This is a genomic window from Mycobacterium sp. DL440, from assembly GCF_011745145.1.
Classification (GTDB): Bacteria; Actinomycetota; Actinomycetes; order Mycobacteriales; family Mycobacteriaceae; genus Mycobacterium.
Genome location: NZ_CP050191.1, coordinates 2,826,833 through 2,838,195, shown reverse-complemented (window position 1 = coordinate 2,838,195; position 11,363 = coordinate 2,826,833). Strand labels below are relative to the sequence as shown.

Here is an 11,363-nt window from a genome sequence, read left to right as displayed (position 1 = left end):
CTGCCGGGGCAGGAGCGGGGGCAGCCGGAGGGGCGGCAGGTGCCGGCGCGGCGGCGGCGTCGCCGATCTTGGCCAGCTCTCCACCGACGGCGACGACGTCGTCCTCCTCGGCAGTGATCGACAGCAGGGTGCCGGCCACGGGGGACGGGATCTCGGTGTCGACCTTGTCCGTGGATACCTCGACGAGCGGCTCGTCGACACCCACGGTGTCGCCAACCTTCTTGAGCCACCGGGTGACGGTGCCCTCGGTGACCGACTCGCCCAGTTCGGGCATCACGATGCTGGTGGCCGAGTCGGACGCGGCGGCGGCCGGGGCGGACGGGACCGGCTGTGCCGGGGCTGCGGGCTCGGGAGCGGCAGTCTCGGCCGGGGCGGCCGACGGCTCGGTGGCCTGGGGCTCGGGCTCGGGTTCCGGCTTGGCTTCCGGCTCCGAGGCCGGCGCCGCCGAGGCTTGTTCGCCGGCCTCGCCGATGACCGCAAGCTCGCCGCCGATCTCGACGGTGTCGTCCTCCTGGGCGACGATCTTCGTCAGCACACCCGCGGCGGGTGACGGGATCTCGGTGTCGACCTTGTCTGTGGACACCTCCAGCAGCGGCTCGTCGACCTCGACGGTGTCGCCCTCCTGTTTAAGCCAGCGGGTGACGGTGCCCTCGGTGACACTCTCACCTAGCGCGGGCATCTGGACGGAGATGGCCATGTATTGACTCCTCGGACGGTCACTTGTGACGACTCGAACTCTGGCTTACCACAGCTAGGTGCACCGGGTACGGCACCTAGGTGGATTGTCGGAACCATCCTGTCACTGCAGCACCATTCGCACTCACTCAGGGTTGCTGATCCTCTGGCACTATCGGGTGAGGGTTTGCAGGGCGGTTCGTCGAACTTCCCCAGAGCTGAGGAGATCCGTCCATTGGGCCTGTTCGATTCGTTTCGCCGAGACCGGTCGGCGCGCGGATTCGGCAGCGACCAGGCCGGGGACCTGCAGTATCTGCACCGCTGGGTGGCTGAGCATGTCGGAGTCGAGGCATTCGTCGAGCCCCGCACTTCGGTCACCGAGGTGACCGTCGTGCTCGTTGCTGCGGACGGGGAATGGACGCGGCGCCGCACGGGTGGCGAGGCAGGCGCGCGTCGGCTCAGCGACCGGCTGCAGATCCCGGTGTACGACGTCCAGAAGGTGGGATATCCGCAACGGATGCGCGACTACGACGCGCGTCGCCGGATCGAACGTCAGCGCGCCGTATACCGGGAACTCGACGACCGTTAGAGTCGAAGCAACCGGTACCTCCGGTATTGGATACTGTTCGTCACAGGTACCTCGTGGAGGGTGGACTATGCAGCGCTTCGTCGACAGCTCGGACGGAACCCGCATCGCGGTTTACGAACAAGGGGATCGCCAGCGCCCCACGCTCGTGATGGCACACGGCTGGCCGGATTCGCATGTGCTGTGGAACGGCGTCACGGGGGAACTCGGAAACCGCTTCCACATCGTGCGGTACGACAACCGCGGAGCCGGCGCCTCGGATGTGCCGAAGGCCGTCAAGGCCTACCGGATGGACCGGTTCGCCGATGACCTGTCCGCGGTGATCGACGCCGTGAGCCCAGGGCGCCCCGTGCACGTGTTGGCCCATGACTGGGGTTCCGTCGGCGTGTGGGAGTACCTGAGCCGCCCCGAGGCCTCTGAGAAGGTGGCGTCCTTTACGTCCGTATCGGGGCCCAGCACCGACCACTACGGGTCGTTCGTACGTGGCCGCCTGGCCCGCCCGTACCGGCCCATCCGGTTCGCCAAAGCGGTGAACCTGGCCTCGCGGTTCAGCTATTGGATCCCGTTCTCGGTACCCGTCGTCGCACCCGCGCTGATGCGGCGTGGTGCGGCGCGCCGGCTGCAGGCCATCGACACTGCCGGGCCCAAATTCCAGTCCGAGACCCTGGACACCGATGCTGCCAACGGGCTGAAGATCTACCGCGCCAACGCGATTCGATCGTTCACGACGCTGCGGCACGATCACTACGTGACCGTGCCGGTGCAGCTGATCTGCAACGACCACGACCCCGTGGTGCGCGGACACGGCTACGACGAGGAATCCAGCTGGGTGCCATTGCTGTGGCGCCGTGACCTCAAGGCCGGTCACTGGGCCCCGTTCTCGCACTGGCGCGCGATCGCCAACGCGACCGCCGAACTGATCGAGCACATCGAGGGCGCCCCGGCATCCCGCGCGCTGCGACGCGCTCAGCTCGGACGGTTACGCGAATCCTTTGGCGACACACTGGTTTCGGTGACCGGCGCGGGCAGCGGCATTGGTCGTGCCACGGCGCTGGCCTTCGCCGCGCAGGGCGCCGAACTCGTGATCAGCGACATCGACGAGGCGTCGGCCAAAGCCACCGCCAATGAGATCGCGGCGCGCGGGGGCGTGGCCCATGCCTACGCTGTCGACGTGTCCGACGCCGAGGCGGTGGAGAATTTCGTCGGGCAGGTCTGCAGCACCCACGGGGTGCCCGACGTGGTGGTCAACAACGCTGGAATCGGCCACGGCGGCAAGTTCCTCGACACCCCGGCCGAGCAGTTCGACCGCGTGCTCGATGTGAACCTCGGGGGAGTCGTCAACTGCTGCAGGTCATTCGCCCGCCGCCTCGTCGACCGCGGTACCGGCGGCCACATCGTCAACGTCGCATCGATGGCCGCCTATTCGCCGTCGGCTTCGATGAACGCCTACTCGACCAGCAAGGCCGCGGTATTCATGTTCTCCGACTGCCTGCGCGCCGAATTGGACGCGGCGGGAATCGGTTTGACCACGATCTGCCCGGGCATGATCGACACCAACATCATCGACACCACCCGCTTCGACGTCCCCGCCGAAAAGCGGGATCAGGTGGAGCAGTTGCGCGCGGCGACCAAGAAGGCCTTCGCCGCGCGGCGCTACGGGCCGGACAAGGTCGCCAAGGCCATCGTCGCCGCGGTCCGCAAGGACAAGGCGATCCGCCCCGTCACCCCGGAGGCCTATGCCGCCTACGGCGTGGCACGGCTGGTGCCCTCGGCGCTGCGCCGGGTGGCGCGGTCGGGGTCGCTGTAGACCGCTACTGCGGGTGGGCGGTGAGGTATTCGCCGACCGGTATCCGCGACTCGGCGGCATACCCGATAGGCAGCAGCACGTCACCTGCGGTGGAGACGTAGTACACATCCCAGCGGTAGAACGCGCCGAACGCCGCCGGATCGGCGGCCATCGCGGCGGCGTAGTCGGTGACCGCCCGCACGTACTCGTCGGCGTTGTTGTACCGGAACAGGGCGTAGTCGGGGTCGCGGGCAAAACCGTTGGCGGCCAGGTAATTCCCGGCTGCCATGATGCTGTCCCGGGGCGACTGGATATCGCCGCCCCGACCGTAGGCCGCAAACGTGGACGGCATGAACTGCATCGGTCCCTGCGCGCCGGCCGAGCTGTCACCCGTGACGCTGCCGAAGTGCGTCTCGATCAGGTTGATCGCGGCAAGGTAGTTCCAACCGACACCCGAGGCGGCCTCGGCTTCGCGGTAGGCGTCCAGAAGCAGATCGATGGATGGCGGCGGGTTGATACGCCACGCGGGCAGCGTGTCCTTGGGGTGCGCCAGCACGGCGAGTTGGCGCCGCGCGGCGACATTGCGGTCGTAGAACCCGACGAGTTCGGCCGGGATACGCGGCCGGATCATCCCGTCCCATTCGGGGTGACGACCGATCGTCCGGTAGGCCACCTGCTGACGGCGGGCCGCCTGCGTCAGCGCGGGCTCCGGCGTCGCCGGACTGCGCAGGGCACGCTCGTCGGCGATCAGATCCTCGGCCAGCCGACCCGGGTCTGCCGCCAGGCGAGGTTGCTTGCCGGCGGGGGAGGCCGGCGTGGTGGTGGGCGGCCGCGGTGTCGTGGTCTGGGTGCCCAGACCCGAGGTGTCCGATGACCCCGAACAGCCGGAAAGCACTGCGCCCAACGTGAACAAGATCGCGAGGCTGTGAAGAAATCTCGCCATCTTGTTCACGTTGGGCGGGAGCATGATCAGCCGTTCGCGGCGATATCCTCCAGGACCGCGAACATCGTGCGCGTCGGCACGCCGGTGCCGCCCTTGGGGGTGTAACCCCACGGGCCTCCGGTGTTGTATGCCGGTGCGGCGACGTCGATGTGCGACCACTGGACCCCGTCGGCGACGAACTCGCGCAAGTAAGTGCCTGCCACCAGCATCCCGGCGTAGCGCGACCCGCTGACGTTGGCCAGGTCGGCCACCGAGGACTTGAGGTCGTCCTTGAGTTCCTCGGGCAGCGGCATGGCCCAGCCGTTCTCGCCGACAGACTGCGACACCGCCGCCACCCGGTCGCGGAACTCGTCGCTGCCCATCACGCCCGGCGTGCGAGCACCCAGGGCCACGGTCTGCGCGCCCGTCAGGGTCGACGTCTCGATCAGGTAGTCCGGATCGTCCTCGCAGGCCCGCACGATCGCATCGGCCAGGATCAGGCGGCCCTCGGCGTCGGTGTTGAGGACCTCGACGGTGATGCCGCCGTACTGGGTCAGGACATCGCCCGGGCGCTGCGCGGTCGCCGACGGCATGTTCTCGGCCATCGGCACCGTCGCGATGACCTCGATCGGCAGATTCTGCTTGGCTGCCAGCACCACGGTCGCGATCACCGCGGCGGCCCCGCCCATATCTGAGGTCATGTGATGCATGTTGGCGGCCGGCTTGATCGAGATGCCGCCGGTGTCGAACGTGATGCCCTTGCCGACCAGAGCCACGCGCTTGGCGTTCTTCGAGGTACCCCGATGGATCAACCGCACCAGGCGGGGCGGGCGCGACGACCCCTTGCCGACACCCACGATGCCGCCGTAACCGGCCTCGGCCAGCGACTTGTCGTCGAGCACCTCGACCTCAAGTCCTACCGCGTCGCCCAAAACCTTTGCCCGCTTGGCGAATTCGTCGGGAAACAGGTGGCTGGGCGGGGTGTTCACAAAGTCGCGGGCAGTGGCCACGGCGGAGGCGATGTCCACCGCGCGCTGAGCTTCTGCCTTGGTTGCCGCTTTGGTATCGGCGGCCAGCGCGGTGATCGCGGTCAACCCGGCATCGGTGGGCGCGGTCTTGGCGCTGCGGAAGTCGCTGAATCGGTAGGCGCCCAGGATCAACCCCTCGACGGCGGCCTCCAGGTTGATCGCCGAAAGCGAGGTCACGACCGTGGCGACCTTGTCCAACGCCCGCGCCGCGGTACCGGCGGCCCGGCGGATCGTATCGGCGGGCCACTCGTCTCGAGGCTTCCCCAGGCCGACAGTCAGCACGCTGGCGACCGGCAGCGACGCGACGACCAGTCGGTGCGTTTGCCCCTCGCCCCCGGTGGCCCCCACTGCCTGCAGGCCGGATTCGATCGCGGCCACTGCGTCGTCGTCGAGGTAGGGCCCTGCGGCCAGGACCTTCGGGCCGGCATCGTCGCTGACTACGCCGATGACGAGGACGGCCTCGTCGGCCCCCTTGCGGGGCAACGACGAGCTGACGGTGACGGTGGCGGCCTGGTAGCCGGGTGCGCTGCTCACCCCGTTCACCCTAGAGTCCGGCGAGCGGATACGCCGTGACCGGTGCGTCGAACCCTTTCAGGGCCAGCGCCTGCGGAGCGGCGAACTGCTGCTGCGGCAGCAGATCGTGCAGGGGCTCCGATACCAGGATCTGGCTGGGTGGGGCGATGCCCACCAACCGCGCCGCCCGGTTGACGGTGTTGCCGAAGTAGTCGCCACCGATCGCCAGCGCGGCGCCGAAGTCCAGACCCGCACGCACGCTGAGGTTCGTCGCACGCGCCCGTGGGTGGGTGACCAGATCGACGGCCACCTGGGTGAGCTGCTCGGGTTCGTACCCCACCCACATGACGGCGTCGCCGATGAACTTCACCACCCGGCAGCCGCGGGCGTGGACGATATCGGAACTCGTCGAGCTGAACTCGTTGAGCAGGGCCGACAGTTCGGTGGTGGTCAGCATCTGGGTGAGGGCGGTGAAACCGGAAAGATCGGCAAATCCGATGCCGCACAACACCCCTGATGATCCCTCTTGCAGAACGTGCTCGAAGTAACGCCTCGTGCTCATCAGGTGGTGACGGTGGACGGCGTCGATCATGGAGCCGATGCGGGGGATGAATCCGGCTGCGGTCCGGTAGGCCTTGGCGGTGGTGAGCTCGTCACGAGAATGCCCGAGCTGGATGTCGGGGGTACCGGCCCGGCTCATCGACGAGATGGCCTCGGACAACCGGGCCATCCCCGAACCCACCACGCGGAGCAGCCCGGTGGCCTCGACATCACCCACCAGCACCCGCATCTCGGCCCAGGTGCGCAGCGCCTCCACGTCGGCCTGGCTCAGCGTCTTGACATCGCATCCGGCGACGGTCAGGCCCAGCGCTGCCCACGCACGTTCGACATCGGTCAGCGGTACCCCGATCATCGCGGCGACATCGGCAAGGCAGTATTCCGGTGGCCCCGACCATTGCAGGACATCACCGGCCAGGCCGAACAGGCGGCCGCGGGACTCGGCCTCGACCATCTGCTCGGCGGTGAAGCCGAGCTGATCCAGGTACTCGATGAGTGGGGCGCGTCGGCGTGCATCGGCGATCCCGGCGGATTCCAGTGCATCGAAATCGACCACCAAGTCAGTGTGGCAGTTCGGTGGTCCGATTAGGCCTAGAGATTAGGGTGAACCCGTGAGTGACGACCTGCTGCACGGACCGCTGGAAGACCGCCATCGCGACCTGGGGGCCAGTTTCGCCGAATTCGGCGGATGGCTGATGCCGGTGTCCTACGCCGGGACCGTCTCCGAGCACAACGCCACACGTGACACCGTCGGCCTCTTCGACGTCAGCCACCTCGGCAAGGCACTGGTCAAAGGACCGGGTGCGGCCGCATACGTCAACTCAGCCCTCACCAACGACCTGAATCGGATCGGACCGGGCAAGGCCCAGTACACCCTGTGCTGCACCGAGTCGGGTGGCGTGATTGACGACCTGATCGCCTACTACGTCTCCGACGACGAGATCTTCCTGGTGCCCAACGCCGCGAACACCGCGGCCGTGGTCGCCGAATTGCGCAAGAACGCCCCCGACGGGCTGACCATCACCGATGAGCACCGCTCCTATGCCGTGTTGGCCGTGCAGGGGCCGAAGTCCGCCGAAGTGCTCGATGCGCTGGGGCTGCCCACGGAGATGGACTACATGGGGTACGCCGATGCCGAGTACGACGGCGTGTTCGTGCGGGTGTGCCGCACCGGATACACCGGCGAGCACGGCTACGAACTACTGCCGGCTTGGGACCGCGCCGGCGTGGTGTTCGACGCCCTGGTCGCGGCCGTGCGTGCGGCAGGGGGAGAGCCTGCGGGACTCGGCGCCCGCGACACCCTGCGCACCGAGATGGGCTACCCGCTGCACGGCCACGAGTTGTCGCTGGACATCTCGCCGTTGCAGGCCCGCTGCGGCTGGGCGATCGGGTGGAAGAAGGACGCGTTCTGGGGGCGTGACGCGCTGCTGGCCGAGAAGGAGGCCGGCCCGGCCCGGGTGCTGCGTGGCCTCAAAGCCGTCGGCCGCGGGGTGCTGCGCGCCGATCTCGCGGTGCTCGACGGAGACACCCGGATCGGCATCACGACGTCGGGGACGTTCTCGCCGTCACTGAAAGTCGGTATCGCGCTGGCACTCATCGACGCCGCCAACGACGTAGCCGACGGGCAGCGGGTGAGCGTGGACGTACGTGGCCGTGCCGTCGAATGCGAAGTGGTCAAGCCACCGTTCGTGGCCCCGCACACCCGCTGAGGCCCCGCTCCCGCGGGGCAATACGTTAGCGCTCGGGCGATACAATCGCTGCATGACTAGCGGCCATCTCGAGTTCACGGTTTCAGCCAACGCGAATCCGGCGACCGATGAGGTACGCGAATCCATTCTGGCCAACCCCGGCTTCGGCAGGTTCCACACCGACCACATGGTGGCCATCGACTACACCGCCGGGCAGGGCTGGCACGACCCGCAGGTGGTCCCGTACGGGCCGATCGAACTCGATCCCTCGGCCATCGTCCTGCACTACGCGCAGGAAGTGTTCGAAGGGCTCAAGGCGTACCGCTGGGCGGACGGTTCGATCGTGTCGTTCCGGCCGGAGTCCAACGCGGCGCGGTTGCGCGCCTCGTCGCGGCGGCTGGCCATTCCGGAGCTACCCGAGGACGCGTTCATCGAGTCGCTTCGCCAGTTCATCGCGGTCGACGAGAAGTGGGTGCCCGCGGCCGGCGGCGAGGAGTCGCTGTACCTGCGGCCGTTCGTGATCGCCACCGAGCCGGGCCTGGGCGTGCGCCCGGCCAACGAGTACCGCTACCTGGTGATCGGCTCGCCGGCCGGTGCCTATTTCAAGGGTGGCATCAAGCCGGTCAGCGTCTGGCTGTCGCATGAGTACGTCCGGGCCTCACCGGGCGGCACCGGTGCGGCCAAGTTCGGCGGCAACTATGCGGCCTCGCTGCTCGCGCAGGCGCAGGCCGCCGACAACGGCTGCGATCAGGTGGTGTGGCTGGACGCGCTCGAGCGTCGCTACGTCGAAGAGATGGGCGGGATGAACCTGTTCTTCGTCTTCGGCAGCGGCGGTTCGGCCCGGCTCGTCACACCTGAGCTGTCCGGTTCGCTGTTGCCGGGTATCACGCGAGATTCCTTGCTGCAGTTGGCCACCGACGCCGGCTTCACGGTCGAAGAACGCAAGATCGACGTCGCCGAATGGCAGAAGAAGGCCGCGGCGGGCGAGATCACCGAGGTGTTCGCCTGCGGCACCGCCGCGGTGATCACCCCGGTCTCACACGTCAAGTACGCGGATGGCGAGTTCACCATCGCCGACGGGCAACCAGGCGAGATCACCATGGCCCTGCGGGACACCCTGACCGGGATTCAGCGGGGCACCTTCGCTGATACGCACGGCTGGATGGCCCGGCTGAGCTAGCTGTCATGCCAGAGTGGCACTCGCCGCCGAGAGCCACTCCGGCGTGACAATCGCCGCCGAACGTGGGGGGTGCGGGCCGCGTCCCGCAGATCAGCCGATCGCCAACCCGAGCGCGGTCAGCGTCGTCGTCATCTCGACGGCCGCGCCGAGCACGTCGCCGGTGATGCCGCCGAACCGTCGCACGCAGTGGGCGACCAGCAGCGCCGAACAGCCCACCGCGACCAGCACCGCGACCGGGCCCTGCCACATCCGCGGGCCTGCCAATGCGGCCAACGCAGCGATGGCGATCACCCAGGCCGCCACCACGGCGACCGGCTGAGTGCCCGCCACGGCGCCGCCCAGTGAGCTGCCGGCCGCGGCGGGCACCGAACGTCGACAGGCGAGCACCGCCGCGACGCGGCCCGCAGTGACGGCGACGACGATCGCGACCGCATTGAGTTGAGCGAATGCCATTGCCTGACAACCGATCACCACGATCACCGCGGCGACACCGAACGGCCCGGCCGAGCCGTCACGCATGACAGCCAGGGCTCGCTCCGGTGGGCCGTAACACCCCAGACCGTCGACGGTGTCGCAGAATCCGTCGATGTGCAGCCCGCGAGTGGCCAGCAGAAGTACGGCCACCGCCAGCAGGCCGGACAGTGCGCTGCCGGTGCCGAAGGCCCACTGGCCACCGGCCACCACCGCGGCCGCCAGCGCGCCGAGCATCAGGCCGACCAGCGGCAGGGCCGTGAGCGCCCCGCGGCCGATACCGGCCGAAGTTCTCACCGGTAGCACCGTGCCGAACGCGAAAGCCCCGCCGAGCGCGGAAATCATGGTGTCGATTCAGGGGCGCCGGCCACTGCGGCTTCAGCGAAGGTGGCCATCGAGGCCAGCGTGGCGATCGCCGCCCGCACGATCGGCAGGGCCACCGCGGCGCCGGTACCTTCGCCCAGGCGCATGCCGAGGTCGATGATCGGCTCCAGTCCCAGCTGGGACAGCGCCAGACTGTGGGCCGGTTCGGTCGACCGATGGCCCGCCTGCCACCACGCCCGTGCGCCCGGTGCCAGGTTCTCGGCCACCAGGGCCGCCGCCGTCACCACCATGCCATCCAGCAGAACCGGGGTGCGCCGCACCGCGGCCTGTGCCAGGAACCCGGTCATCGCGGCCAGGTCGGCACCGCCGCACACCCGCAAGAGGCCCAGCGGATCGCCGGTCACGTCGCGGGCCCGGTACAACGCGTCGCGTACCGCGCCGGCCTTGCGCATCCAGCCGAGGTCATCGATGCCGGTGCCGCGGCCCACTACGACGACAGGTTCGGTGCCGGTCAGTGCTGCCACCAAAGTTGTTGCCGCCGTGGTATTTCCGATTCCCATATCGCCGGCGATGAGCAGGTCTGCCCCGGCGTCGATCTCCTCGTCGGCGATCTGGCGCCCCGCCAAGACCGCCGCCACGGTCTCTTCGGCGCTGAGCGCGTCCTCGAGCGCGATGTTGCCCGAGCTGCGGCGGACCTTGTGGGCGCCGATCGCGGTAGACAACGGCGCCTCACAGTCGACGGCGATGTCGGCGACGCGCACCGTGGCTCCGGCGACGTCGGCCAGCACATTGATCGCGGCCCCGCCCGCGTCGAAGTTGGCCACCATCTGGCCGGTCACTGCGGGCGGGAACGCCGAAACCCCTGCGGCCGTAACCCCGTGATCGGCCGCGAAGACCACCACGCGTGCCCGGGTGAGCGCACGCGGCGGGCAGGTGCCCTGGCACGAGGCCGCCCAGACCGCGAGGTCTTCCAGTCGGCCGAGGGAGCCGGGCGGTTTGGTGAGCTGGGCCTGACGGGCCCGCGCCGCCGCGGCGACCTCGGCATCCGGTGCGGTGACCGGGGCGAAGACCGCATCGGTTTCGGTCATGACGGCTCCTTCACCGTGAGCGGTTGGCCGGCCACCACCAGCACCACGCGGTCGCACACCGCGGCCAGGCGTTGGTTGACCGTGCCCAGTTCGTCGGCGAACCGGCGTCCCGCCTCGGTGGCGGGCACCACGGTCAGCCCGACCTCGGGACTGACCAGGACCAGGGGAGCGGTGAACGCGTCCACCGCCCGCACAAGTACGTCGACCTCGGGGGCAACGGGTACTCCGGTCCAGGCACCGACGCGGTCCATGGTCGCGGTCAGCCAGCCGCCGATGTCGTCGACAAGCGTTGCGGTGCCCGGTGTCTCAAGCTGGCCGTCCACCAGATCGGCGGCCAGGTCGGCGGTCTCCACGGTGTGCCAATGCGCGGGCCGGCGCGCCTGGTGTGCGCCCACGCGGTCAGCCCAGGCCGGATCACTGTCGGCGGCGGGCCCGGTGGCCAGGTAGCGCACGGGCGCGGTATCCCCGGCGGTGCGGGCGATCGCCGTTTCGGCCCAGTGCGATTTACCCGAGCGGATACCGCCGAGCACCAGCGTGCGCACTC

Annotated in this window: 11 protein-coding genes; 4 read left to right on the top strand and 7 right to left on the bottom strand. The window is 69.0% G+C overall.

Annotated features, from left to right (window positions below):
• On the bottom strand, positions 1–697 hold a 697-nt coding region (locus HBE63_RS13745), incomplete at its 3' end, for a biotin/lipoyl-containing protein (RefSeq protein WP_305848717.1).
• Positions 698–910: 213 nt separating this feature from the next.
• On the opposite strand from HBE63_RS13745, the gene HBE63_RS13740 reads away from it, so the two are divergent.
• Positions 911–1,264 carry an oxidoreductase gene (locus HBE63_RS13740; RefSeq protein ID WP_166905236.1) on the top strand — a complete coding sequence of 118 codons (354 nt, stop codon included), beginning with the start codon at positions 911–913 and terminating at the stop codon, positions 1,262–1,264.
• A 67-nt stretch (positions 1,265–1,331) separates the two neighbouring features.
• Positions 1,332–3,068, top strand: a complete 1,737-nt coding sequence (locus HBE63_RS13735) for an SDR family oxidoreductase (protein ID WP_166905235.1) — start codon at positions 1,332–1,334, stop codon at positions 3,066–3,068.
• 4 nt (positions 3,069–3,072) lie between these two features.
• Here the strand turns inward: HBE63_RS13735 and HBE63_RS13730 are convergent, their stop codons facing one another.
• The 3 genes from HBE63_RS13730 to HBE63_RS13720 are packed head-to-tail and all read right to left on the bottom strand — an operon-like array spanning position 3,073 to position 6,624.
• Entirely contained in the window at positions 3,073–3,990 is a 918-nt protein-coding gene (locus tag HBE63_RS13730; protein ID WP_166905234.1) for a lytic transglycosylase domain-containing protein, read from the bottom strand.
• 26 nt (positions 3,991–4,016) lie between these two features.
• Positions 4,017–5,531, bottom strand: coding sequence for a leucyl aminopeptidase (locus HBE63_RS13725; RefSeq protein ID WP_208301366.1), 1,515 nt, complete (start codon positions 5,529–5,531; stop codon positions 4,017–4,019).
• 10 nt (positions 5,532–5,541) lie between these two features.
• Positions 5,542–6,624: an adenylate/guanylate cyclase domain-containing protein gene (locus tag HBE63_RS13720; RefSeq protein WP_166905232.1), complete on the bottom strand. Its 1,083-nt coding sequence runs from the start codon at positions 6,622–6,624 to the stop codon at positions 5,542–5,544.
• Between the two features lie 55 nt (positions 6,625–6,679).
• On the opposite strand from HBE63_RS13720, the gene gcvT reads away from it, so the two are divergent.
• Both gcvT and HBE63_RS13710 read left to right on the top strand, forming a co-directional pair.
• Positions 6,680–7,777 (top strand): glycine cleavage system aminomethyltransferase GcvT, encoded by a 1,098-nt coding sequence (gcvT, locus tag HBE63_RS13715; RefSeq protein ID WP_166905231.1) that lies wholly within the window; start codon positions 6,680–6,682, stop codon positions 7,775–7,777.
• A gap of 52 nt (positions 7,778–7,829) precedes the next feature.
• On the top strand, positions 7,830–8,936 hold the full coding sequence (locus HBE63_RS13710) for a branched-chain amino acid aminotransferase (protein ID WP_166905230.1): 1,107 nt from the start codon (positions 7,830–7,832) through the stop codon (positions 8,934–8,936).
• A gap of 90 nt (positions 8,937–9,026) precedes the next feature.
• On the opposite strand, the gene HBE63_RS13705 is transcribed toward HBE63_RS13710, so the two are convergent.
• From HBE63_RS13705 to HBE63_RS13695, 3 genes are read right to left on the bottom strand one after another with little or no spacing between them, the layout of a single operon-like run.
• Positions 9,027–9,752 (bottom strand): adenosylcobinamide-GDP ribazoletransferase, encoded by a 726-nt coding sequence (locus tag HBE63_RS13705; protein WP_166905229.1) that lies wholly within the window; start codon positions 9,750–9,752, stop codon positions 9,027–9,029.
• Positions 9,749–10,819: a nicotinate-nucleotide--dimethylbenzimidazole phosphoribosyltransferase gene (gene cobT, locus HBE63_RS13700; RefSeq protein ID WP_166905228.1), complete on the bottom strand. Its 1,071-nt coding sequence runs from the start codon at positions 10,817–10,819 to the stop codon at positions 9,749–9,751. The genes HBE63_RS13705 and cobT overlap by 4 nt, the downstream gene beginning before the upstream one ends.
• Positions 10,816–11,361: a bifunctional adenosylcobinamide kinase/adenosylcobinamide-phosphate guanylyltransferase gene (locus HBE63_RS13695; protein WP_166905227.1), complete on the bottom strand. Its 546-nt coding sequence runs from the start codon at positions 11,359–11,361 to the stop codon at positions 10,816–10,818. Before HBE63_RS13695 ends, cobT begins: the two co-directional genes overlap by 4 nt.
• Positions 11,362–11,363: the final 2 nt, after the last annotated feature.

Coding starts and splice junctions, on each gene's coding strand:
- HBE63_RS13735 (WP_166905235.1), top strand. CDS start 1,332: ATGCAGCGCTTCGTCGACAGCTCGGACGGAACCCGCATCGCGGTTTAC.
- cobT (WP_166905228.1), bottom strand. CDS start 10,819: ATGACCGAAACCGATGCGGTCTTCGCCCCGGTCACCGCACCGGATGCC.
- HBE63_RS13730 (WP_166905234.1), bottom strand. CDS start 3,990: ATGGCGAGATTTCTTCACAGCCTCGCGATCTTGTTCACGTTGGGCGCA.
- HBE63_RS13705 (WP_166905229.1), bottom strand. CDS start 9,752: ATGATTTCCGCGCTCGGCGGGGCTTTCGCGTTCGGCACGGTGCTACCG.
- HBE63_RS13710 (WP_166905230.1), top strand. CDS start 7,830: ATGACTAGCGGCCATCTCGAGTTCACGGTTTCAGCCAACGCGAATCCG.